This window comes from Actinomadura syzygii, from assembly GCF_008085905.1.
GTDB lineage: Bacteria > Actinomycetota > Actinomycetes > Streptosporangiales > Streptosporangiaceae > Spirillospora > Spirillospora syzygii.
Genome location: NZ_VSFF01000022.1, coordinates 71142 through 94927, shown reverse-complemented (window position 1 = coordinate 94927; position 23786 = coordinate 71142). Strand labels below are relative to the sequence as shown.

Below are 23786 nucleotides of genomic sequence, written 5' to 3'. Positions count from 1 at the left end.
GTCAGCCCGCGCCGGCCGTCCCGGCGGTGACCCGGGCGGAGGCGCGGACGGATGCGAGGCCGGGCGGTGCGGCGGCCAGCGCCTCCTGGATGGCCGCGACCAGCGCCAGCGCCCCCTCCTCGGTCAGCTCGACCGCGACCCGCGCGGACGGCCCGTCGCCCGGGTTGGTGAAGTCGATGTTCACCGTGTGCTCGTGGCAGGCGTGGAACGGATGGTCGACGTAGACCGCGCCGTCGGTCAGCGTGAACCAGCCGTTCGCGCCCTTGGCCGCGCCGTCCAGCGCCACCTTGATCGTCTGGTAGGTGCACATGGGGGTGACTCCTCTCAGGCGCCCAGGTGGCGGCCGTAGAAGGCGAAGATCTTCTCCCAGCCGTCCTTGGCGGCGGCGGGGCGGAACGCGGTCCGCTCGACCGCGAAGAAGGCGTGCCCGGCGTCCGGATAGGTGTGGAACTCGTGCTCCTTGCCGAGCCGGGTCAGCTCCGCGTCGAGCGCCGCGACCTCGTCGGGGGCGGGGTTGCGGTCGTCCTCGCCGAACAGCCCGAGCAGCGGGCACGACAGGTCGGGCGCCTTGGCGACGATCGACCGGGCGGCGGTCGGGTAGTCGCTCGGCGGGTCGTTGACGACGAACGCGCCGTAGCAGTCGACGGCGGCGTCGAGGGCGAGGGAGCACGCGGCGAGGAACGCCTGCCGTCCGCCCGAGCAGTGCCCGATCACCCCGACCCTCCCGTTGGCGTGGTCGAGCGAGTTCAGGTGGACGACGGCACCGGCGACGTCGCCGACGAGCTGGTCGTCGGTGACGCCGCCCTTCGCGCGGGCGGCGGCGGCCTGGTCGTCCGGGCTGACGCCCGCGCCCTCCCGCGAGTACAGGTTCGGGCAGATCGCCGCGTAGCCGTGCGCGGCGAACGTCCGGACGAACTCCTTGGTCCCGGTGTCGTAGCCGGGCATGTGGTGGATCACGACCACGCCGCCGCGCGGGACGTCGCTCAGCGGCCGCGCCAGGTACGCCTCGAGTTCGGCGCCCTCGTGCCCGGCGGTCGTGACGGTTCCGGCCCATATCGCATCGTTCATGATCCCCGCTTTACCGCGCGGGGCTCAGGCGTTCAACGTTCCCGCGCCGAGAAGTGCGAACAGGAGCAGCCCGACGGCGATCCGGTAGACGACGAACGAGGTGAAGGTGTGCCGCGCGACGAACCGCAGCAGCCAGGCGATCGACGCGTACGCGACGACGAACGACACCACGGTGCCGACGATGAGCGGCGCCGTGCCCGCCCCGGAGCCGAGCGCGCTCGGCAGCTCGTAGATCCCGGCGCCGGTCAGCGCGGGGATGCCGAGGAAGAACGACAGCCGGGTCGCGGCGACGCGATCGAGGCCGAGCAGCAGCCCGGTCGACATCGTCGCGCCGGACCGGGAGAACCCGGGGAACAGCATCGCGAGGATCTGCGAGCTGCCGATCAGCATCGCGTCGGTGAAGGACGTGTCGTCCTCGCCGCGCTTGTGCTTGCCGTACCGGTCGGCGAGCCACATCACGACGCTGCCGGCGATCAGCGACCCCGCGACCACCCACAGGGACGCGAGCGGGCCGTGGATGAGGCCGTCCGCGGCGACCCCGACGACCACGACCGGAATCGTGGCGAAGATGACCCACCAGCCGAACTTGTAGTCGTGGTGGTAGCGCTCGGACGGGTTGACGATCCCGCGTCCCCACGCCTTCACGATCCGGACGATGTCGGTGAAGAAGTACACCAGCACGGCGGCGATCGCCCCGGACTGGATGACGGCGGTGAAGCCGATGACTGACTCGTCCTTCACCGGGATGTCCATCAGACCCTCGGCGATTTTCAGATGCCCGGTCGAGGAGATCGGGAGGAACTCGGTCAGGCCCTCCACGATCCCCAGGACCACGGCCTGCCCGATGTTGATCACGCTCACGACCCGATTCCCCTCCCGGCCTGCGCCCGCTGCCCGGCGAGCCTACTGCCCACCGGGACGTGCGCGACGCGCCGCCGGGAACATCTTCACAGTTCATTAACCCGGCGCGCCGCGACATCGGCGAGGGCACGCCACGCCCCGGCCGGACGCTCCGTCTCGGCGGCGTCCGCCCGGGCGGCGCGGGAAGCGGTGTGGAACTCGGTGAGGAACGGGGCGAGGAACGCGGTCTGGGACTCGGCGGTCAGCGCGTCAGTCGGCTGCGGCCGCGGCGACCTCCCGTCTGACCTGGTCGAACTCGGCGGCCATCGCGTCCGCCAGGGCGTTGGCCGCCGACAGCGGCCGGACCATGACGGTGAGGTCCTCGATCAGGCCCGCGTCGTTCGTCCGGATGAAGTCGCAGCCGGTGATGGTGAGGTCGCCGACCTTCGCCTCGAACAGGAGCGCGTGGTCGCGGTCGTCGGGAGCGCCGATCTCGCGGAAGTAGCGGAGGTCGGTGAAGACCCGCAGCACCGCGCGCAGGATCGCCACCGTGATCGGTTTGCCGGGATAGGGCTTGAAGGCCACCGGGCTGGTGAACACGACGTCGTCGGCCAGGAGCGCCTCGATCGCCCGCTGGTCGCCGGCTTCGGCGGCCGCTCGGAAGGGATGCATGCGTACGCCTTGTAGTCAGATCCTTGACTATCCAACACCAAGAATATTGACAGAAGGGACGGCCGCGCGCCACCCACCGGTGGTGCGGCCGTCCCCGAGGGCGCCGGACGGGTCAGAGGGAGTGGATCAACCCCTGGTAGGCGGCGAACGCCTCGCGGACCGCGTCGGCGCTCGCGCCGATGTCGCGGGCCATGGCCGACAGCCGCGCCGGGCCGTCGTCGGGCGTCGCGCGGTCGAGGTGCGGGCGGCACAGCTCGCGCAACTCCTGGTCGGTGTCCTCGTGCCGCAGGAAGCCGTCGAGGAACTGGTCGGCGCAGGCGAACAGGGCCCGGACGGCGGCGAGCGACTCGGCCTCAAGGGCGGTGACGAGGCGTCCGACGACGTCGTCCACGACGCCGGTGAGGGTGTCGGCGAGCCACCGCGTCGTCTCCTCCGCGCTCTGCCCGGCGGGGATCAGGTCCTGCGCGGACGCCGCCGACAGCCCGCGCGGGCCGCCGCCGCCCGGCCGCCGGACCGGGATCCGCGCGCCGACGCTGACGTTGCCCGGCATCCAGAGCGGGAGCGGCACCTCCATCTCGACGTTGATGTCCGCGATCGTGTCCCGCCGGGACGCGGCCGGCGGGCCGGGCCTGGACGCGGGCGCCGCTCCGGGCGCGGACGGCGGGTCCTCGACGTCGATGCCCACCACGATCGGCTGGACGATCCGCAGGAACAGGCTCTGGTCGCCGTACCCGACGCTGAGCTCCGACAGGTCGCGGACGGGCGTCGCCAGCCCCGGCAGCCCCTGCTCCCGGAGCGCCTCGGCGAACGCGCCGAGCGTGTGGTCGGCGGGCGCCGCGCCGTCGGGCAGGTGCGCCCACAGCGCGGTGGAGATCGCCCGCTGCAGCTCGGCGATGGCGGCGGACAGCGAGGAGTCCACGACGCGGCGGAACGTCCCGGCGACGAAGTGCCGGGCGCGGATGAACTCCTCCTCGACGGTCTTGCGCGGCAGCAGCAGGATGTCGTTGCGGACGCGGGCGCGCCACTCGTCGTGCCCGCCGTCGCCGAACCCGTCCGCGAGCCATTCGCGCACCTCGGCGGCGGCGCCCTGGACGGCGGCGTCGAGCTCCACGCTGCGCCGCCCCTCCCGGATCAGCGCCAGGTAGTGGTCGCGGATCTCGGCGAGGTCCCCGGCGAGCCGCCGCCGGATGCCCTTGACCAGCTCGGCGAGCCGCTGGTCGTCGCTGACCAGGTGCCCGCGCGCCCGCCGGACGCCCGCGGCGAGCCGCTCGGCGGCGGCGTCGGCGTCCCGTCCGGCCTGCCCGGTCGTCTCCCGCGCGTCCTGGAGGGCGGCGCGGTCCATGGCGGCGAGCTTGTCGGCGAGGTGCGCGAGGACGGGGTGCAGCACCCGCTCCCGCACCTCGTCCCGCTCGATCAGGTCGCCCTTGAGGACGCGGATGCCCTGCGGGCGCACCGCGTCCTCGGCCTCGGCGACGGCTTTGGCGAAGTCGTCGTCGTCCAGGTCGGGACGGATCCTGTCCCGGTTCAGCAGGACGAACATGAAGTCGCCGAGCGGCACCCCGGCGCGGGCCTCGTGCGCGAGGTCCTGGAGGTCGCTGTCGGCGGCGGCGAACATCACGTTGATCCGGGCCGGCCGCTTCACCTGGATGAGCAGGTCGACGTCGTTGCGCAGGTCGAACAGGAACTGGCGGGCGACGTCGAGGCCCCGCTCCTGCGTGCCGGGCAGGTCGATCAGCGCGAGGTCGCGGACCGGGGTGTTCGGGAACGGGTAGTAGATCCGCACGTCCCGGACGGCGAGGTAGCGGCGCTCCGCGTCGGGCGGCGCCGGGTTGGGCGGGTACGAGACGTAGTCGGGGACGTCCTGCAGCCCGATCCGCAGCACGTCGCGCGTCCCGAACAGCGGCCGGTAATGGGGCAGCGCCGTCTGCGCCTCGCGGAGCCGCTTGAGGTGCTCCTGGTTGGACGGCAGGTCCCGGCCGGTCGCGCGGGCCGGTCCGGCGAACTCGTCCCAGGTCGGGTAGCGGAACGCGGCGAACTCCTCCAGCGTGCCCGGGACGGGCAGGCCGAGCGACTCGTGCCGGGGCCGCAGGTACACCTCCCTGAACTCCTCGAACGAGCGCAGGACGACCTCGGCGCGCGGCGACGGCGAGTTGTGGATGCGGCTGCGCGCGGCGGTGGTCGGCAGCAGGTCGTCGGAGGTCGGGAGGACGTCCGCGCCGAGGTCGGACAGCCCGGAGATGGTGCGCAGCAGCGTGCTCTTCCCGGCCTGCGTCTGGCCGATCACGCCGATGTTGAGCGTCGGCCGCGCGGCCCGGCTGCGGACGGCGCGCACCCGCTCCGCCGCCTCCGCCAACCCGGCCTGCACGCGGCGCGCGTTGCCGCCGTCGAGGAACGCGCGCAGGGCGGCGGTCAGCTCGGTGCCGGGCTCGCCGCCGTACCGCACGCCCGCGGCCTCCACCTGGGCGTGCTCGGCCAGCGCGACGAGCGCGCCGAACCGGTCGGACAGCGCCTGCCATGCCTCGAAGAGCCGTTCGGCCCGGTCGCGCTGCCCGTGCCGCGCGGCGAGCGCCGCCGCGATCTTGGTCTGGATCTCCCGGCCGTCCACTTCCGCCCCTGCCTCCCCGGCCCGCCGCCACGTGTCCGGACGCGCGTCAGCCGTGTTTCCAGATCGTCACGGTGACGTCCAGGGTCTTCTTCCGCTCGGCGTCGACGCGGACGAACGCCAGCCGTCCGGACGCCCCGGTCCGCAGGCAGACGCCGAGGCCCGCGACCTTTCCGATCTTTCCGGCGGGAAGCGCGGCCCCGCTCTCGCGCAGCCGGTCGTCGCACGCCCGCTCGGACGGCGCGGTCGTGTTCGGCAGCGTCGCGGCCGCCGTCTTCGGGACGGCCGCCGTCTTCGGGGCGGCGGTCAGCCTGCCGCCCTCGTAGCGGAGCGCGCCGGTCAGGTCGGCGGGCAGCCCGGCGCCGACCGTCAGGCCGTGTCCGGGCTGGACGGTCGCGGCCTTGGTGATCGGCACGGTCTTCGGCTTCTCGTCCCCTCCGGAGAGCGCGAGCGCCATCAGCGCGACCGTGCCGAGGAGGACCGCGCCGCCCGCCGCGAGCGCCAGCGCCGCGACCGGCGCCCCCGGCGTCGGGGACCGCCCCGGCGACGGATGCGGCGCCGGATGCGGTGGCCCCGGCGGCATGTGCGGCGGGCCCGGCCGCGCCGGAGCGAACGGCGGCACCGCCTGACGGGGCGGTGCGGAGGCCGGCGCGTGCCGCGCGTCCGCCGAGACGCGCAGCACGCCGAGGTGGGTCACGGCGTCCCCGCGCGCCCGGTCGGCCGAGGGCCAGCCGAGCACGATGGTCACCGGGGCCGTGCCGGCGCCCGCGCCGTCCCACAGGTCCGCCCACCCCTCCGGCGGGACGAACCGGGCGCCGCCCACCGGCCCCGTCGCCCGCCGGACCGGCTCCGGCCACGGCGCCGCCTCCGCCGCGGCCCGCCGTGGACGCCGGAGCGTGCTCGCGGGCGCCGTCCAGACGGGTTCCATCCACCGCGCGTAGACGGCTCCCGCCCACGCGCGGTACTCCCGCTCGAACCGCGCCCACTCCGGGCCGGGCGCTCCGCCGCCCGGCCCGGTCTCCGTCAGCCAGCCGACGAAGCAGTACATCTCCCGGACGCCGTCCGAGCGCATGGTGTCGCTCAGCTCGGACGCCCGGCACGCCACCCCGACGATCCGGTGGACGCCGTTCTGCGCGAAGAGGAAGCGGGCGCCGTCGCGCAGGCCCGTCCCGTCGGCCACCGCCGCCTGGACGGCGCCGTCCAGCCAGCCGTGCTGGTCCACGCCCTCCGGGACGACGCGCCACCAGGTGTCCGCGCTCCGCGTCCGCCCGTACAGGACCGGGGCCCAGCCCGCGGTCACGCGGCCGGCCGCCGGGCGTCGCGGCGGGGCCGCGGGCCGCCGGAACGGGTCAGCCACGGCCGACTCCCGCCCACGTCGCGAGCCGTCCGCCGTCGTAGATCATCAGGTGCTTGAGCATCGGGACGAGCGCCTCCGCCTCCGTCGCGCAGCGCCCGCGCCAGTGGGCCGCGGTCGCCTGCCGCTCGTCCAGGGCGCGCAGCGCGCCGACGAGCCGGTCCCGGCGGGCCGCCAGCGTCCGCGACCTGCCGGGCGGCAGCGTCCGCAGCTCGCCCTCGACCGCCGCGCGCTCCGCCGCGAGCGCCCGCAGCCGCTCGCCGAGCGCCTCCCGCTCCTGCCGGTAGAAGTGCGCGAGCGTGAACATCACCGGCAGGTGGACGCTGTCCGGCGCGACGCTGTCCGGCCGCACCGCCCCGGACGCGACGCTCTCCAGCGGCCCGACGCTCACCGGGCAGACCGCCGTGCACACCCGCTGCTGGAACGCCACCGGCAGCAGGCTCCGGATCTCGGCGACGAGGTCCTCCAGCCGCCGCGAGGCGCCCGGCAGGTTCCACTCGATCAGGTCGGCCTTCGTGATCAGGATCGTGATGGCCGGGAGCGGCCGCCCGGTCTCGGTGCGCCCGGTCAGCGTGTCGGTGAGGACGCTGGACATCCGCTGGAGCAGCGAGTCCCGCGCCACCGCCTCCCGCTGGTTCGGCGCGATCGGCTTGCGGAAGTGCTCGCCGTCGACGACGAGGAACACGCCGTGCGCGAGCGACACCTGGTGGAGCATGTCGGCCGCGTCCGGCGACCCGTCGGGGCCGACGAAGCTCGCGAGGGCGCCGCCGCGGAAGTCGGTCCAGTGGAGGTTGGCGAGCCGCTTCATGTCCCGCGAGTAGACGAAGACGTGCTGCCGGGGCGCGGCGCCGGTCTGCTCGGGCGGCCGACCGGACTCGCCGAGGTCCCGCCAGCCGTCCGAGAGTTCGACGTCGCGGTTGCTGTCCACCTCGTGCAGCGTGCAGGCGTTCACGCCGCGCGACATCGTGGCGTAGAGGGCCAGCAGGTACGTCGACTTGCCCGACCCCGACGCGCCGAGCACCGACGTCGTCACCTGATGCAGCATCCGCGTCCGCCCCCATGCTCGCGCCCCGTACATCCCCTTCGCGTCCCTGCCGCGCGGATTTCCCAGAGGAATTGATCATCTTTTCCGAGCGCCGCCTGAGATGCGTCCTCCGACATTAAGGAGAACGCAGTGGGAAACCAATCCCAGACATCTGGGGGGTGCCATAGGATCCCGTTCATGGGAAGGCGGCATTCACGCGAAGACCCCCCGCGCCTTGTGCGCGATCTCAAACGCGATTTACTCCCGGATATCGGAGCGCTCGCCGTCGTCGACCGCGCCGCCCGCGCGTTGCTGGACGCCGTTCCGGCGGACGTGTGGTGCGGCGTGCTCCTCGACCCGTCGACGCTCCTCGACACGGGCGGGCAGCACGAGTCGGGCTTCCCGCAGGAGGTCATGCCGCGGCTGTTCGAGATCGAGCACGGCGAGCAGGACGACGTCGACAACCTGCGCGCGCTCGCGGGCAGGCCGGGGCCGGTGAGCCTGCTCAGCGAGTCCACCCGCGGACGGCTCGACGACAGCAAGTACTACCGCGACATCCTGCGCCCGCTCGGCCTCGCCGACGAGCTGCGGGTCCTGCTCCGCGACGCCGGGCGCACCTGGGGCCTGCTCGTGTTCTGCCGGGAGGCGGGCTCGCCGCCGTTCGGGGCGGACGACCTCGCCGCGGCCGCCGCGCTGAGCCCGCCGGCGTCGACCGTCCTGCGCCGCTCGCTGCTGCTGTCCGGCATCGACCGGGGCGACGTGCCGGACGCGCCCGGCCTGATCATGCTCGACGCCCGGTTGGCCGTCCGGTCGATGACGCCGACGGCGCGGCTGTGGCTCGACCGGCTGCAGGAGAGCCGTCCCGCGCACGGCGGCTGCCCGTACGTGGTGTCGGCGGTCGCGGCCCGCGCGGGCAACGAGGGCGCGGGGGCCGTCCGGGCGCACGCCCCGGACCGGTCGGGCGGCTGGGTGTCGCTGCAGGCCTGGTCGGTGGAGAAGGCCGCCGAGTCGCTCGTCGCGGTGTCGATCGGGCCGCCCGAGCCGCGCGAGCTGACCGCGATCGTCCTCGCCGCCTACGGGCTGACCCGGCGCGAACGCGAGATCACTCAGCAACTGCTACTGGGACGTTCCAACAAGGAGATCGCCGCGCATTTCGGCCTCTCCCTATATACCGTCCAGGACCATCTCGGCGCCATCTTCGAAAAGGCCGGAGTCGGCAACGGGAGAGAACTGATCGCGGACCTGTTCTTCCGCCATTACCTTCCGGAACTCTCCCGGCCCGCACCGCCTTTGTCGACGGACGGACGGCTGCTCCGCCCGCCCGCCCCCGACCCCGCCTGAGCGCGCCCGCGCCCGAGTTTGGGCGGCCGGGCCCCGGGTACCCGGCGTTCGTCGGCGGCCGATGATCACGCCGCCGTGGACGGGGGGAACGGGCGGGTGGCGTTTCCGGGGGCGTCGCTGGCCGCGACGGCACTGGTCAAGGGGCTGAGCGTCCCGGTCACGGCCGGGGACGCGGCGGTGCGGCTGGCCGCGCGCGGCGCGGCGTCCGCCGTGCGCGCACCGGTCGTGCGGCGCCCGCGCCGCGCCGTCCGCATCCTCGCCGACCTCGCCCAGGGCGGCCCCCGGCGGCACGTGTGGGCGCACGGCGGGCGCGCGCACATCCAGGTCAACGGCCTCGCCGGGCACGGGACGCGGCACCGCCGCTACGTCCACGCCCTGACCCGCGCCCTGCGCCGCCTGGACGGCGTGGACTGGGCCGAGGTCAACGCCGTCACCGGGAACGTGCTGGTCTCCTACGCGGAGGGCGACGTCGGCCTGGACGCGCTGGTCGAGGCCGTCCAGGCGGTCGAGGACGCGCACGGCGCGACCTCCTTCGACGAGGGCGCGCACGCCCGCCCGCCCGACGACGACATGGCATGGGCCGCCGCCACGTCCGCCCTCATCGCGGACTGCGCGGGCGCCGCGGTGGCCGTCGCGGGCCGGCTGGTGGCGCTGCCGCCGGTCCCGAGCCCGGTGCGCGCCGCCGTGTCGGCGGCCGAGGCGCTGCCCCGCGTCCGGACCGCCGTCGAGCGGCGGCTCGGCGTGCTGCGCGCCGACGCCCTGCTCGGCATCGCGAACGCCGTCGCCCAGGGCGGCGGGCAGGGCGTCGCGCCGCTCGCCGCCGACGCCGCGCACCGCGTGCTGCAGCGCTACGAGATCGGGGCGCGCCGCGCCGCGTGGCGGCGCCGCGAGCCGCACCTCGCGCGGCCGGGCGAGCTGCCCGCCGACTGCGGCCCGCGGCCGAGGCGCCCGTGCCCGCTGCCGGACGGCCCGGTCGAGAGGGCCGGGCGCCGGACGGCGCTCGGCGACCTGCTCGGCGGCGCGGGCGTCCTCGCCGGGACGCGCGACGCGTCCGCCGCCGCCGAACTGCTGCTGGCGACCGTGCCGAAGGCGGCGCGGCACGGCCGGGAGGCGTTCGCCGCCGTGCTCGGCCACGACCTGGCGGGCCGCGGGACGGTCGTGCTGGACCCGTCCGCGCTGCGCCGCCTCGACCGGGTCACCGCCGTGGTCATCGACTCCGCCGCCCTGTGCGGCGCTGACCTGCGGCTCCTCTCGGCGGTCGCCGTCGGCGACGCGCTCGACGACGGCGGGGTGTGGCGCGCCGCCGGAACGCTCGTCACCGGGCGCGACCCCGGCGACCTGGCCGGTCCCGGACCGTGGGAGGGCGGCGGCCGCTGGCGGCTGGTCCGGGCGGCGGACGCCCCGTCCGGCGCGCCCGCCGACCCGGAGGGCACGACCCTCGACCTGCTCGACGAGCACGGCGCCCGGCACGGGCGCGTGCGCGTCGGCTGCGCGCTCGACCCGCTGGCCGAGGCGCTGCTGGCGGCGGCGCACCACGCGGCGGACGTGGTCGTCCTCACCGAGCACGCCAGCACCCGCGAGCTGGTGGCCTGGGGCGACGACTCGCCGGTGGACGCGGCCGAGGCGGCGGGCTCGGTGCGGGCGCTGCAACGCGAAGGGCACGTCGTCCTCGCCGTGTCGTCCGGGTGGGACGGTTCGCTCCGCGCGGCCGACGTCGGCGTCGCCGTGCTGCGCGCGGGCGGCCTCGCCGACTGGTACGCCGACCTCGCCTGCGGGCCGGGGCTCGGCGAGGCGTGGCGGCTGCTGACGGCGGTCCGCCCGGCGCGCCGGGCCAGCGACCGCGCGGCGAAGCTGTCGATGAGCGCGTCCGCGCTCGGAGCGCTGCTGATCGCGGGCCGCCCGCCCCGCCGGGCCGCTCCGCTCTGGCCGCTCTGGCCGCTCGGCCGGGCCGCCGTGTCGTGGCGGGACGTCCCGCCCGTGTACGCGGCGTCGCTGACCGCGATGGCGGCGAACGCGGTCGCGGCGCGGCGGCTGCGGGGCCGCCCGCTGCCGCCGCCGGTCGTCCGGGACGCCTGGCACGCGCTGACCGCCGAGGAGGCCGTCCGGCGGCTGTCCGGCACGACCACCGAGGAAACACGCGAAACAGGACCGCCGCCCTGGGCGCGGCTGCGGGACGTCCCGCTGCTGGACCGGACGGTGCTCCGCCCGGCGGGCGCGGGCGTGCGGCTCGCCGCCGCCGTCCGGCAGGAGCTGGACGACCCGCTGACGCCCGTCCTCGCGCTCGGCGCGGCGGCGTCCGCCGTGGTCGGCTCCAGCGTGGACGCCCTGCTCGTCACGGGCGTCATGGCGGGCAACGCGCTCATCGGCGGCGCGCAGCGCATGCGCGCGGAGAAGGCGCTCGGGGAACTGCTGCTGGGCCAGCAGGTCCGCGCCCGGCGGCTGCGCGCGACCCCGCCGCCGACCGGCGGGTTCGAGCGGCTGAGGTGCGCCCCGGCCGACCGGGTCACGGCGGGGCGGCTGCGTCCCGGCGACGTGATCCTGTTGCGCGCGGAGGACGTCGTCCCCGCCGACGCGCGGCTGCTGTGGGCCGAGTCGCTGGAGCTGGACGAGGCGACCCTCACCGGCGAGTCGGTCCCCGTCGGCAAGAGCGTCGAGCCGTCGCCCGGCGCGGACCCGGCCGACCGGCACTGCATGGTCTACGAGGGCACCACGGTCGTCGCGGGCGACGCGGTCGCGCTCGTCGTCGCCACCGCCGAGGCCACCGAGGCCGGACGCGCCGCCGCCCTCGCCGGGGCGGGGGACGCCTCGTCCAGCATGCAGGCGCGGCTCGCGGAGCTCACCCACCAGGCGCTGCCCGCGACCGTGCTCGGCGGCGCGGCCGTCACCGTGCTCGGCACGCTGCGCGGGCTGCCGCTGCGGCACGCGCTCGGCTCCGGCGTCGCGGTCGCCGTGGCCGCCGTCCCGGAGGGGCTGCCGCTGGTCGCGACGGTGTCGCAGCTCGCGGCGGCGCGGCGGCTGTCCGGGCTCGGCGTGCTCGTCCGCTCCACCCGCGCCCTCGAAGCGCTCGGCCGCGTCGACACGCTGTGCTTCGACAAGACCGGCACGCTCACCGAGGGCAGGCTGCGGCTGGTCCGCGCCGTCGGCCCGGCGCCGTCGGAGGAGCGGTCCCTGCCGCTCACCGGCGCGGAGGGGCGGCGCCTCCTGCGGGTCGCGGCGCGGGCCTGCCCGCCGCCGGAGCGCGGCCGGGCCCCGCACGCCACCGACCGCGCCGTGCTCGACCGCGCCGCCGACCTGCCGGACGACCGCTGGACCCTGGAGGAGGAGCTGCCCTTCGAGGCCACCCGCGGCTACTCCGCCTCCCTCGGCCGGGACGGACGCCGGACCGTCATCGCCGTCAAGGGCGCGCCCGAGGTGCTGCTCGCCCGGTGCGAGCGCGTCCGCCGGTCGGCCCGCCGCGCCGAGGCGTTCACCGCCGACCGGCGGCGCGCCGCCGCCGCGACCGTGCGGCGCCTCGCGGGGGAGGGGCTGCGGGTCCTCGCGGTCGCCGAGCGTCCCGTCGCCCGACCCGACCTGCTGGACGGCGGGGTCGCCGACCACGTCCGGGACCTCACGCTGCTCGGCTTCGTCGGCATCGCCGACACCCCGCGCCCGACCGCCGAGGAGGCGGTGCGGCGGCTGCACGGCGCCGGGGTGCGCACCACCATGATCACCGGGGACCATCCGGCGACCGCCGCCGCCGTCGCCGCCGAGCTCGGCATCCCGGACGCCGACCGGGTCGTCACCGGCGCCGAGCTCGACGCGATGCCCGCCGCGGAGCGGCTGCGGGCCGTGCAGCGCGCCGGGGTGTTCGCGCGGGTGTCGCCCGCGCAGAAGGTCCGCATCGTGAAGGACCTGCGCAGGTCGGGACGGGTCGTCGCGATGACCGGCGACGGGGTCAACGACGCCGCCGCGATCCGCCGCGCCGACGTCGGCATCGCGGTCGCCGGACGCGGCTCCGGCGCGGCCCGCAGCGCGGCGGACCTCGTCCTCACCGCCCCCGACACCGCCCTCATCCTGGACGCCCTGCGCGAGGGCCGCGCGCTGTGGCACAGCGTCCGCGACGCCGCCGCGATCCTGGTCGGCGGCAACGCGGGCGAGGTGGCCTTCACCGTCCTCGGGACGGCCCTCGGCGGCGACGCGCCGCTCAGCACCCGGCAGCTCCTCGTGGTGAACATGCTCACCGACATGCTCCCGGCCCTCGCCGTCGCGATCACGCCCGCCGGGCGCCCGGCGGGGACCGGCCCGGACGGGGACGCGCCGCTCGGCGGCGCCCCGCTGCGCGGCTTCACCGGCCGGGACATGCGCCGCGCGCTCGCCGTGCGCGGCACCGCGACGGCGGCGGCGGCGCTGGCGTCCTGGCTGGCCGGACGGCTGACCGGGCTCGTCCCCGGCGGCCGCCGCCGGGCGTCCACGATGGGCCTCGCCGCGCTGGTCGGCGCGCAGCTCGGGCAGACGCTCGTCGGCCGGTGGCGCAGCCCGCTCGTCCTCGCGACCTGCGCCGTCTCGGCCGCCGCGCTGTTCGCGCTGGTCGAGACGCCGGGCGTCAGCCAGTTCTTCGGCTGCGTGCCGCTCGGCCCCGGCGCCTGGACGATCGTCACCGCGTCCGCCGCCGCGGCCACCCTCGCCGCCGCCCTCGCGCCCCGCTTCCTCAAGCCGGGCCCGGCGGGGGCGGGCTGACCCGCCCGTCAGCGGTGGCCGTGGCCGCCGCGCGACGGCGTCCGGTCGGCCCACAGCGGGTCGCCGACGCCGCCCGAGCAGGGCGCGCCGCGCTCCGGGGTCTGCGGACCGCGCCGGTACACGTCGATGAACCCGGCCAGCCGGGAGTCGGACGCGGCGGCGAGGCGGAGCTGCCGTCCCCAGGCGCTCGCCACCACCGGCGCGGGAAGGCCCGGATACGGGCTGAGCAGCAGGTAGCCCTTCCCGCGCACCAGGTCGCGCAGCGTCCGCACCTGACCGGCGGGCAGGTCGGGACGGTAGGTCACCCAGACCGCGCCGTGCTCCAGCGAGTGCACCGCGTTCTCCGCCGGCACCGGCCGGAGGTAGACGCCGCAGTTGAGCGGCGACGGGGCGTGCGGCCCGCCCACCGGCGGCGTCTGCGGATAGACCACCGGGCGGGTCGTGTGCGTCCGGGCCAGCCCGGAGTACCGCTGCACGCCCGGAATGCGGGGCTCGGACGCGAGCGACACGTGCCGGTACGCGACGACGTTCCCCGCGACGATGCTCACGGCCCCGGCGACGATCACCGCCAGCCTGAGGGGGCGGCGGGGCCTAGGCGGGCGCCTCGGCATGGTGCTCCTTCCAGTGCCCGGCCAGCTCCCGGTAGCGGGGGCTGGTCCTGAGCAGCTCGTCGTGGGTGCCCTCGGCGATCCGGCCGCCGTCCACGAGCAGGACGCGGTCCGCGCGGACGGCGCTGCCGATCCGGTGCGCGATCACGATCAGCGTCCCGCCGCGGCGCGCGAACACCGCCTCGGCGGCGCGCTCGGCGGCCGGGTCGAGATGGCAGGCGGCCTCGTCCAGCACCGCGATCGGCGCGCCCGCCAGGTAGGTGCGGGCGAGCGCGACGAGCTGCCGCTCCCCGGCGGACAGGCCCGCGCCGCCGGGCGGGAGCGCGGCGTCCAGCCCGCCGAGCCGGTCGAGGACGGCGCGCAGGCCGAACGCGTCCGCCGCGTCCAGCAGGACCGCGTTGCTCGCGCCGGGGACGAGGTACCCGAGGTTCTCGCGCAGCGTGCCCGCGAAGACGTACGCCTCCTGCGGGATCAGCGACACCGTCCGGTGGCGCAGCGCGGGCGGCAGGTCGGCGAGGTCGCGGCCCGCGACGCTCACCCGTCCGCGGTCCGGGGCGCGCAGCCCGCACAGCAGCGACGCCAGCGTCGACTTCCCCGACCCGCTCGGGCCGACCACCGCGACGTGCGCGCCGAACGGTATCCGCACGCTCACCCCGTCCAGGACGGGGTCGGCCGACGCCGAGTAGGCGAAGGTCAGGTCGTCGGCCGCGAGCGCGGGACGCGGTCCGAGCGGCGGCGCGGACGGCTCCGCGACCGCCGCCGCCGGGACGCGGGGGAGCGCCTCGTCCAGCCTGCCGAGCAGCCCGAGCAGCCCGACGAACCAGCCGGTCCCGCCGAGGACGAGGAAGCTCAGCGCCGGCCCGAGGCTGAGCGCGACGTAGAAGGCGGCGCCGACGATCTCCCCGCCGGACAGCCGCCCGGCGGCGATGAGCCACGGCGCCAGCGCGAGGAGCAGCAGCAGTGACGCCTCGGCGCCGAGCCCGGTGGTCAGCGACCGCAGCACCCCGATCCGCGCGGCGGCCACCTGCGCGTCGCGGGCCGCGCCGATGCCGCGGGCGATGCCGCGGCCCACGGCGTCCTCGGCGGCGCAGGCGATGATGTCGCGGCGGGCCCGGAACACCGCCGAGACCTCGTCGGCGAGGCCCTCCTCGGCGTCGATGTGCCGCCGCTGCCGCTCGACGGCCCGGCGGAGCAGCGCCCAGTTGACGGCGAGCGACGCCAGCAGGCACGGCGCGACGATCGCGGTGGCGACGGGCTCCAGCGCGGCGAGCCCGAGCAGCGCGCCGACCGCGACGGACACCGTCATGTGCAGGTTCCGCAGCACGGACGCGAGGAGCTGCCTGATCGTCTCCACCCACTCGGTGGCCTGGAGCGTGTCGCCGCCGGGCGTCGGGGCGTCCCGGCCGAGGGCGCGGTCCAGCCCGGCCGTGACCGCCTCGTCGATCAGCCGGTCGCGGAACGGGTCCACGAACCGGGTGAGCGGCCGGAACAGGGCCGCGCCGAGCACCGCCGACGCGAGCCCGACCTCGGCGAGCACGCCGAGCCAGAACAGCCCGGTCGCGGGCCGCCGGATCAGGAACCCGTCGTCGAGCGCGTGCGCGATGAGCCGTCCGGACACGGCGGTCGGCGCCGCGAGGAGCAGGGACAGGCCCGCCACCGCGAGCAGCTCCCGCCGGTACGGCCGGGCGCGCGCCGCGAGCTGCCGCCACCCGGCCCGGATCACCGCCCGCTGGGAGGCGTCCGGGCGTCCGGTCGTCACGAGTCCCCCTGGAAGATGGCGCGGTACTCGGGGTCCCGCCACTGCTCGGCGTGCGGGCGGAGGGCGCGGAGGCGGCCGCCGTCCAGCCAGGCGACGAGGTCGGCGGCCCCGGCCAGGGCGGGACGGTGCGCGACGACGAGCGCCGTCCGGCCGCGCCAGGCGTCGCGGACGGCGAGCACGACCTCCGCCTCCGTCGCGGTGTCGAGGCTGCTGGTGGCGTCGTCCAGGACGAGGACCCGGCCCGGCCGGGCCAGCGCCCGCGCCAGGCCGAGCCGTTGCAGCTCGCCGCCGGAGAGCGGGGCCCGCCCCGGCGGCGTGTCGTATCCGGTGGGCAGCCGCCGGACGAACCCGTCGGCCCGCGCCAGCCGCGCCGCCGCCTCCGCCCGGCCGGGCGCGCCGTCCGGGAGCCCGGCGGTGATCGCTGCGCGGACGGTCGGGCCGAACAGCTCCGGGACCGCGAACGCGTACACGACCTCGCGCCGCAGGGCGGGCGGGTCGGCGTCGCGGACGTCCACGCCGTCCAGCAGGACGCGGCCCGGCCCGGGTTCGGCGAGCCTGCCGACCATCGCGACCAGCAGCGACTTCCCGGCGCCCGACCGTCCGACGACCGCGACGTGCCGCCCGGCCGGGACGGTGAACGTCACACCGGCGAGGACGTCCTCGAAGCGGATCTCGCCGGGCCCGCCGGGCGGCGGCGGGCGCGGCGGGTCGGCGGCCGGTCCGGGCGCGGGCCGGTCGAGCACCTCGCCGAGCCGCCGGACGCCCGCGCCGAGCCGCGCCATGTCCACCAGCTCGTCGGTGTGGTCGAGCAGCCCGAGCGCCAGCCGCGCGTACGCCAGCGCCGCCACCACCTCGCCGAGGTCGAGCCGCCAGGTCAGCAGCCCGAACCCGAGGACGGTCAGCAGCACGACCTGCTGGAGCGGGACGATCAGCCCCATCCGCCAGGTCACCTGCCGCTGCGCCGCCCAGCTCGCCCGGCCCGCCGAGCGCAGCTCCGCGAGCGGGACGAGGATCCGCCGCCGCTCCTGGTCGCGGGTGCCGCACGCGCGGATCGTCCGGGCGCCCCGGTGCGCGTCGACGATGCGTCCGGCCAGGTCGCCGCGCGCCGCCTGGTAGCGGCGCTCCGCCCGCGACGCCCGCCGGACGAACACCCGCACGACCCCGAACGCCGCCGCCAGCTCAGCCACGACCAGCAGGGCAAGCCACCACCGGACGGACGCGAGCGCGACGAGCGCGCCGGCGCCCGCGCAGCCTCCGAGCGCCACCGAGATGGCGGACGCGAGGAGGTCGCCGGGCGCGACCGCGTCGGTGGAGAAGCGGGTGAGCAGCTCGCCGTCGCCGAACCGCGCGTCGCGCGGGGACATGCGGAGCGCGTGCCGGAGCAGCGCCGCCCGGTGCCGCCGCGTGACGGCCGCCGACAGCGCCGCCGCGGCCTGGTCGGCCGCCGCCGTCGCCGCGAGCCCGCCCAGCAGGACGGCCGCGAGGACGGTCAGCGGCGCCGCGACCGGGGCCCGGCCGGGCAGCGCCCCGACCACGGCGGCGAGCGCGGCGGGCGCGGCGAGCCGGCACCCGATGGCCGTCCCGCCCGCGGCGACGACCAGGGCGGCGAGCCCGGGGTTGCCGCGCGAGAGGTCGCGGCGGACGACGGCTGCGACGGTCACGGTTCGCCTTTCTCTCGAAGGGGGGCGCCCGGGGCGGGCGTGCGGGCCCGCCCCGGGCGCTTTCATGGATCAGTAGAGGGTCGTGCTCGTGCTGGTGCGCGGGCCGATCGTCTTACCGGGGCTGCACGTGGCGCCGCAGCTCTGGGTGCCACAGGTGTAGGTGCAGCACGCAAGGTCCGCGTCCCCGTGGAGCAGGCTCGACTGCTCCTCGGGCAGCGACTGAAGGTCCTCGATGCTCATCGACATTCGTTTCACCTCCTCTCGGATCTCAGGAAGTCGCGGACGGCGGCCGTCGCCCGCCCGGCCTCCCCGCCGGACAGCGGGTCGTGCCCGCCGTCCGCGACCTCGACGTACGTCACGTCCGTCCCCGGGCGGCGCCCGAGGGCGAGGAATCTCGCGTACAGGGCCCGGCTCTCCCGGACCGGGATCACCTCGTCCAGCGCGCCGTGGACGAGCAGGACCGGCGCCGTGATCCGGCCCGCGAGCGCCGGGACGTCCCGCGGTCCGAGCGGCCCGGCGGGCACGCGCAGCCCGTCCAGGCGGCGGACGAGGTCGCGGACCGGGCCGGGGCCCGCGGCGTGCAGCGCGGCGGCCGACCGGAACGGCGCGATCGCGACGCATCCGCTCACCTGACCGGGGGCGGCGCAGGCGGCGAGCAGCGCGAGGAACGCGCCGTAGCTGTGCCCGAGCACGGCCGGAGGGCTCGCGTCGCCGCGCCGTTCCCGCAGGTCGGCGAGGACGGCGGTGACGTCGTCCAGGTCGGGCCCGCCCCAGCCGCCGCGGATCGGCCGGACGTGCTCGGCGCCGTAGCCGGTGCTGCCGCGCTGGTTCACCGCCAGCACGCCGACGCCGTCGTCGGCGAGCGCGGAGAGCAGGGGGTGGAACTCGTACCGCCAGGCCGACAGCGGCCCGCCGTGCAGCGCGACGACGAGGGTCGGCGCGTGGAGCCAGCCGTCCCCGCCGTACGCGATCGCCTCCAGGGGACCCGCCGCCCCCTCGACCGTCACCACGCGGGCGGGGCTGACGCCCGGCACGGGGACGGGCGAGGGCGGCGGGTGGCCGGGACGCAGCCGGAGCATCGCGGTGGGTGCGGTCGGCGCGGACCACGGGGTGACGATGCCCTCGTCCGTCCAGGCGGCGGGGCCGCGCTGCGCGCCCGGCGGCGTCGGCAGCGGCTTCCGGACGCGGTCCGCGATGTCGTAGACCGCCAGCTCGGAATGGACGCCGCACTGCTCGTGGGTGAGCAGCCGCCGCCCGTCCGGGTCCAGGGCCAGCGGCCGGAGCCCGCGGTCGGACGACGTCTCGGCGGGGAACCAGAACGCCTCGTCCGCGCCGAGGCGGGCGAACCCGATCCGGTCCGCGCCGCCCGCGTCCGTCCGGACGACCAGCGCCGTGGACGCGGGCGAGTACAGCTCGGCCCGGTCGATCGTGTTCGGGCCGACGTCCAGCAGGGGACGTGCCCGCCCCGTCGCGAGGTCGGCGACGACGGTCGCGGCGCCGCCGGAGCGGAACAGGGTGAGCGCCAGCCGCCGGGCGCCGAGCCACACGCCGTCCTCGGTGCGGCCGGGCAGCTCGCCCGGACAGCGGACGAGCCGGTCCGCCGCCGTCAGCCGGTACAGCCGGGTCGTCCGCTCGTCGTAGGCGGCCAGCACGCAGCGGGTGTCCGGGTCGCCGGGCGGCGCGGGCAGCAGCCGGACCGACGGCTCGGCCGTCCGCGCCACCGTCGTCGCCGAGTCCGGGCCGACGAGCCGGAGCCGCCGGGTGCCGTCGCCGCAGCGCACCAGGACGCGCCCGCCGGGGAGGGGGAGGAGCTGGTCGGTCACCGCGGCGAACGTCCCGGTGGGCGTGACCGACCAGCTGTCCCCGCGCCGCCGCCAGATCTCGACCTGCGGGGCGGACTCGTCGTCGTACCGGCACAGGGCGGCGGCCCATCCGCCGTCCGGGGTGAGGCGGAGGTTGTGCCGGGGCCGCGTCCAGACGTCGGCGCGCGGCGCGGTCATGCCGCGTCCTCCGGCCCGGCCTGGACGCCGCCGGCGTCGGCGGGACGCGCGTCGAGGTGGAACAGGCGCGGGCCGCCGAACCGGAGGCGCTGCAGGAAGGCGAGGTGTCCGAAGAGGCCGACGCCGTAGCCGCCGGTGACGGCGCGGCCGGTCTCGTCCGGCAGCACCGCGCGGCCGTCCTGTTCCAGGCGGCGCGCCCACAGCAGCGCCGCGAGCATCTCGGCCTTGTGGCGTCCGGTGCCCTCGACCTCGGCGAGGTCGAGCAGGAAGTCGCCGTTCCCGGCCAGCCCGTGGCAGTACGACGCGCCGCTCCGCCGCCGCGACCGCAGGACCGCCCGCCCCGCCGCCACCGCCGCGTCCAGGTACCGCTGATCACCCGTATGGACGTGGAGGCGGCACAGGAAGCCACCCACGCCCGAGGAGCCGTTGCACCAGTGGGCGAACGGGCGGGACGTCCCGACCTGGTCCGGCCAGTAGGCGGCGTCGCCGATCGGGATCGCCGCGTCGAGCAGCGTCTCGCCGCAGCGCAGGGCGGTCCTCAGCAGCTCGTCGCGGCCGGTGTCCCGCCCGGCGGCCAGCAGGAACGCGCCGATCCCGGCGACGCCGTGCGCGTAGCCGTACGAGCGGTATCCGGCGAGTTCGGAGTCGAACGACTCGGGGGTGCGCCACGAGACCGCGTCGCCGGTGTGCTCGGCGGTTTCCAGGAGGTGGTCGGCGCATCGGCCCGCCCTGGCGAGCAGCCGCTGGTCGCCGGTCTCCCGTGCCAGGTGGAGCAGGCAGGACCCGAGCCCCGCCAGGCCGTGCGTCACGTCCGGCACCGGCCAGGCGGTCGGCAGCCCGGACGCGAGTTCGAGGCCGAGCGCCGACAGGTCGGGACGGTCCAGGGCGCGCCCGGCGTCGAACAGCGCCCAGGCCGTGCCCGCGAAGCCGAAGTGCAGGCCCGGCAGCCGGTGCTCGGCGGCGCCGAGATGCCGGGTGACGCGGGGCACGACCGCGTCGAGGAGCCGGGCCACGTGCCCGCCCGCGTCCCCGTCGAGGCCGAGTTCGGCGAACCGCGCGAGCACGGCGAGCCCTCCGGCGAGGCCGTGCTGGACGGTACAGGGCTCCGCCTCCGTCCCGAACGCGGTCTCCGGCCACGGCCGCTCGTCGGGATCGGCGGGCAGGTTCGCGGCGAGATGCCCCAGCATCCCGCCGACCAGCGAACCCCAGGCGTCGTAGTCGAAACCGCCGATGGCCTCGGGCTCGCTCGCGGGGCGGAGGAGCGGGACGGTGCCGGACGCCATCCGCAGGACGCGCGTCAGCGGAATCCGGGCCGCGGGCGCCGACCGCATCAGGCCGGTGACGATGTCGTGCGTGACCGGATCGATGTCCGGCGGCCCCAGCGGCGGTGTCAGCAGGTGGACGACCCGGTCCTCCAGCGGACGCCCCTCCGGCCGGTCGTCGGCGAGGGACGGGTCGGTCTGCGTCGCGAGGAAGAGGGCCAGGGCGCCGAGGCTGAACAGGTCGGCGGAGAAGTCGGGGCCCGCGCCGTCCCGCTGCTCGGGGGCGCTGAAACCGGGCGTCCCGCCGCCGATGCCGAACACCTCCCACCGCCCGGCGGACGGCGCCTTCTCCCCGGCGAGCACCTCGGCGAGCACCGCGGCGAGCTCCAGGTCGATGAGGCGGAGCCGCCCGTCGTCGGTGATCAGGATGTTGTTCGGCGACAGGTCGCGCACCACGACGCCGGCGTCGTGCACGGCCTGCAGCGTCCGCGCCAGCTCGGAGACCAGGTCGCGGACGAGCGGCCCCGGCGGCCACGCCGTCCCCTCCTCAAGGGCGGTGGCGACCTTGTCGTACAGGGTCTCGCCCGCGATCAGCTCCTCGACCAGGAAGCGGTGGCCGTCCTGCGTGAACTCGTCGACGACGGACGGGACGACGCCGAGCCCGGCGAGGTGCCGCAGCACCCGGGCCTCGTGCCGCAGGAAGTCGCCCGCGTGGCGTCCCCGCGCGTCGCTCGCCACGTGCGGCCGGGCCTCCTTGACGATCACCTCGGCGCCGGTGCGCCGGTCCAGGGCGCGGTACACGCCGCCCTTGTTCGCGTGCCGGATCGCGGACGTCACCTGGTACCGGTCCCTGAGCAGCACCGGACCGCCGCCGCCGTTCCGCGAGGGCCGCGCGGCGCCGAACGGGGGATCCGTCCAGGGCGGCGGGCGGAACACGCCGACGCGCTCGTCCTCGACCAGGCCGCCGTCCGGGGTGACCACGCAGTTGCGGTACCTCCCGTCGTTGGACAGGGCCCGCACCCCGTCGAACCCGCCGTAGCGGGCGTGGACCAGGCTCCCCTTCCGGAACGGGACGTCGGAGAGCACGGCCGGGCCGTCGAGGCCGAGGGTGACCTCGTGCAGCCGCTCCGCCAGCTCGCGCAGCACGCCGTCGTCGGCCGGATAGACGGTGATGAACTTTCCGGAGTTGCCGCGCGGCGTCCGGAAGTCGTTCAGGTCGCGCAGATTCTCCAGCGTGCCCGCGAATTTGAACGGGGACCCGGACGCGACGATCGGCGGCAGGCACACGCGCAGCACTTCGGCCGCGGACACGATCGTCGCGGAGACATGGAGTTTCCAACCCTGAATTCGGCGGGCCTGGGACGCGGGCCTCACGTGGGTCCAGAATTCACCCGGCTCGATCGACCATCCGTTCAGCCTGAGCTGGTCGAACTCGGCGCTCACCAGCGCCGCGGGCTCGGCCGGCGCCCCATCCTCCGGCCCCGCACCGAAAGCCGGAACATCCCGATCGATCAGAAACCCCGTCATTGTCAGATCCCCGTTTCAGAAAGCCGGACCCCGCCCCCGGCGGCATCCATAACGGAACCATAGGGCGCTGCGATCGCAATTGTCTTGAGTAGTCGCGGTGAGTACTTTTGCTACTCAATTCCGTCGGGTGAATTACTCGGCGTAATGGCGTGGGCGGCGCTGCGTGGTCGCCAGCCCGCCGGTCGCGGCGCGCCCATCCGGCGTCCGCTCCGGGACGAATACCTCGGTGGAAGGCCACAACAAGGGGAAATACGGGGAGGCGCGGTGCGAATGGACTGTCCGATAAGCGGGCGGGCGGACGAGATCGTCGCCGCCGAGGCCGCGCTGGCGGCCGGCGGCGTGGTCCTGGTAGGCCCGGCGGGCGTCGGCCGGACGCGGACGGCGCGCGAGATCCTGGCGCGGGCCCGCCGCGCGGGACGGGAGACCGAATGGCTCGCGGCCACGAAGGAATGCGCGTCGATCCCGTTCGGGGCGATACTCCCGCTGCTCGACCCCGACGAAGGTGCGAACGCCGCGCCCGGCGGCGACCCGCTCGTCCTGCTGTCCGGCGCGGTCCGCAGAACGGCGGCGCGGGCGCGGCGAAGTCCGCTGGTCGTCGGCATCGACGACGCCCATCTGCTGGACGACGGATCGGCCGGGGTGGTGCACCACCTGGCCGTCCGCGGTCTCGTGTCCGTGGTCGCCACGGTCCGCGACGGCGAGCAGGCACCCGACGGAATCGTCGCCCTATGGAAGGACGGCCTCGCCACGCGCGTGCGCCTGAACCCGCTCGGACCTGCCGCGATGACGGACATCCTGACCCACGTCCTCGGCTCGTACATCGCGGAGGCGCACCGGAGGGAAATTGCGCGAATGGTCGACGGGAATCCCCAAATGCTGGCGGAACTGCTCATCGGCGCGCACGAGACCGTCACGCGGGTGCGCGCCGGTGCCGCCTGGCTTTCGGAGAGCCGCGACGACGCGGAGGGCCCCACGCGTGTCAGGCCCGAGAACGACGAGGCGCTCTCGGAGCTGTCGCCGCGCGAACGCGAGATCGTGCTGCTGGCCGCCGGGGGAGCGGCCAGCAAGGACATCGCCGAGCTGCTGTCCCTCTCGGTCCGGACGGTCGACAACCACCTGGGACGCGCCTACGCCAAGCTCGGCGTCTCCGGCCGCGCCGAACTCGCCGTCCTCGTCGCGCCGCGCCGCCACGCCGTCCGCACCTAGCGGCGGCCGCCGCCTGCGGCGTCCGTCAACAAGCTTGCGGCGAAACACAAGCGGGCTTATCGCAGCGAACCGGTACATTCACCTCGGTGCCGTCCGCCAGGCGGACGGGCCCGGCCGTCGCGGAGGCGACGTCCTCGCACAGGGGA

Annotated in this window: 16 protein-coding genes; 3 read left to right on the top strand and 13 right to left on the bottom strand. The window is 76.4% G+C overall.

What is annotated here, in order from left to right; genetic code table 11:
* Position 1: 1 nt before the first annotated feature.
* The 7 genes from FXF65_RS42700 to FXF65_RS42670 all read right to left on the bottom strand — a co-directional run bounded on the left by FXF65_RS42700 (position 2) and on the right by FXF65_RS42670 (position 7581).
* A complete protein-coding gene (locus FXF65_RS42700) occupies positions 2-310 on the bottom strand; it encodes a DUF6295 family protein (protein ID WP_148356201.1) in 309 nt (102 codons plus the stop codon).
* Positions 311-324: 14 nt separating this feature from the next.
* Positions 325-1068, bottom strand: a complete 744-nt coding sequence (locus FXF65_RS42695) for a dienelactone hydrolase family protein (RefSeq protein WP_148356200.1) — start codon at positions 1066-1068, stop codon at positions 325-327.
* 24 nt (positions 1069-1092) lie between these two features.
* Positions 1093-1929, bottom strand: coding sequence for an undecaprenyl-diphosphate phosphatase (locus FXF65_RS42690; protein ID WP_148356199.1), 837 nt, complete (start codon positions 1927-1929; stop codon positions 1093-1095).
* 249 nt (positions 1930-2178) lie between these two features.
* Positions 2179-2580: a nuclear transport factor 2-like protein gene (locus FXF65_RS42685; RefSeq protein ID WP_148356198.1), complete on the bottom strand. Its 402-nt coding sequence runs from the start codon at positions 2578-2580 to the stop codon at positions 2179-2181.
* A 112-nt stretch (positions 2581-2692) separates the two neighbouring features.
* Positions 2693-5185 (bottom strand): P-loop NTPase family protein, encoded by a 2493-nt coding sequence (locus FXF65_RS42680; RefSeq protein ID WP_148356197.1) that lies wholly within the window; start codon positions 5183-5185, stop codon positions 2693-2695.
* A gap of 46 nt (positions 5186-5231) precedes the next feature.
* The gene (locus FXF65_RS42675; RefSeq protein WP_148356196.1) at positions 5232-6539 is read right to left on the bottom strand and encodes a hypothetical protein; all 1308 of its coding nucleotides are present in this window, start codon (positions 6537-6539) and stop codon (positions 5232-5234) included.
* The gene (locus FXF65_RS42670; RefSeq protein WP_187412831.1) at positions 6532-7581 is read right to left on the bottom strand and encodes a hypothetical protein; all 1050 of its coding nucleotides are present in this window, start codon (positions 7579-7581) and stop codon (positions 6532-6534) included. Before FXF65_RS42670 ends, FXF65_RS42675 begins: the two co-directional genes overlap by 8 nt.
* 177 nt (positions 7582-7758) lie before the next feature.
* On the opposite strand from FXF65_RS42670, the gene FXF65_RS42665 reads away from it, so the two are divergent.
* Positions 7759-8901: a helix-turn-helix transcriptional regulator gene (locus tag FXF65_RS42665; protein WP_148356194.1), complete on the top strand. Its 1143-nt coding sequence runs from the start codon at positions 7759-7761 to the stop codon at positions 8899-8901.
* A 96-nt stretch (positions 8902-8997) separates the two neighbouring features.
* The gene (locus tag FXF65_RS42660; RefSeq protein ID WP_222869057.1) at positions 8998-13617 is read left to right on the top strand and encodes a cation-translocating P-type ATPase; all 4620 of its coding nucleotides are present in this window, start codon (positions 8998-9000) and stop codon (positions 13615-13617) included.
* Between the two features lie 8 nt (positions 13618-13625).
* Here the strand turns inward: FXF65_RS42660 and FXF65_RS42655 are convergent, their stop codons facing one another.
* The 6 genes from FXF65_RS42655 to lanL all read right to left on the bottom strand — a co-directional run bounded on the left by FXF65_RS42655 (position 13626) and on the right by lanL (position 22434).
* On the bottom strand, positions 13626-14165 hold the full coding sequence (locus FXF65_RS42655) for a thioredoxin-like domain-containing protein (RefSeq protein WP_222869056.1): 540 nt from the start codon (positions 14163-14165) through the stop codon (positions 13626-13628).
* A gap of 43 nt (positions 14166-14208) precedes the next feature.
* Positions 14209-15984, bottom strand: a complete 1776-nt coding sequence (locus FXF65_RS42650; protein ID WP_222869055.1) for an ABC transporter ATP-binding protein — start codon at positions 15982-15984, stop codon at positions 14209-14211.
* Complete coding sequence (locus FXF65_RS42645) at positions 15981-17645, bottom strand: ATP-binding cassette domain-containing protein (protein WP_187412830.1); 1665 nt, start codon at positions 17643-17645, stop codon at positions 15981-15983. Before FXF65_RS42645 ends, FXF65_RS42650 begins: the two co-directional genes overlap by 4 nt.
* A gap of 69 nt (positions 17646-17714) precedes the next feature.
* Positions 17715-17891 carry a listeriolysin S family toxin gene (locus FXF65_RS44320; RefSeq protein WP_187412829.1) on the bottom strand — a complete coding sequence of 59 codons (177 nt, stop codon included), beginning with the start codon at positions 17889-17891 and terminating at the stop codon, positions 17715-17717.
* 5 nt (positions 17892-17896) lie between these two features.
* Positions 17897-19645 (bottom strand): S9 family peptidase, encoded by a 1749-nt coding sequence (locus tag FXF65_RS42640; protein WP_148356191.1) that lies wholly within the window; start codon positions 19643-19645, stop codon positions 17897-17899.
* A complete protein-coding gene (lanL, locus tag FXF65_RS42635; protein WP_148356190.1) occupies positions 19642-22434 on the bottom strand; it encodes a class IV lanthionine synthetase LanL in 2793 nt (930 codons plus the stop codon). The genes FXF65_RS42640 and lanL overlap by 4 nt, the downstream gene beginning before the upstream one ends.
* A 270-nt stretch (positions 22435-22704) precedes the next feature.
* Between lanL and FXF65_RS42630 the strand changes: the two genes are divergently transcribed.
* Complete coding sequence (locus FXF65_RS42630; protein ID WP_148356189.1) at positions 22705-23640, top strand: helix-turn-helix transcriptional regulator; 936 nt, start codon at positions 22705-22707, stop codon at positions 23638-23640.
* The last annotated feature ends 146 nt before the right edge of the window (positions 23641-23786 follow it).

Coding starts and splice junctions, on each gene's coding strand:
- FXF65_RS42700 (WP_148356201.1), bottom strand. CDS start 310: ATGTGCACCTACCAGACGATCAAGGTGGCGCTGGACGGCGCGGCCAAG.
- FXF65_RS42695 (WP_148356200.1), bottom strand. CDS start 1,068: ATGAACGATGCGATATGGGCCGGAACCGTCACGACCGCCGGGCACGAG.
- FXF65_RS42685 (WP_148356198.1), bottom strand. CDS start 2,580: ATGCATCCCTTCCGAGCGGCCGCCGAAGCCGGCGACCAGCGGGCGATC.
- FXF65_RS42670 (WP_187412831.1), bottom strand. CDS start 7,581: ATGCTGCATCAGGTGACGACGTCGGTGCTCGGCGCGTCGGGGTCGGGC.
- FXF65_RS42665 (WP_148356194.1), top strand. CDS start 7,759: ATGGGAAGGCGGCATTCACGCGAAGACCCCCCGCGCCTTGTGCGCGAT.
- FXF65_RS44320 (WP_187412829.1), bottom strand. CDS start 17,891: ATGTCGATGAGCATCGAGGACCTTCAGTCGCTGCCCGAGGAGCAGTCG.
- FXF65_RS42640 (WP_148356191.1), bottom strand. CDS start 19,645: ATGACCGCGCCGCGCGCCGACGTCTGGACGCGGCCCCGGCACAACCTC.
- lanL (WP_148356190.1), bottom strand. CDS start 22,434: ATGACGGGGTTTCTGATCGATCGGGATGTTCCGGCTTTCGGTGCGGGG.
- FXF65_RS42630 (WP_148356189.1), top strand. CDS start 22,705: ATGGACTGTCCGATAAGCGGGCGGGCGGACGAGATCGTCGCCGCCGAG.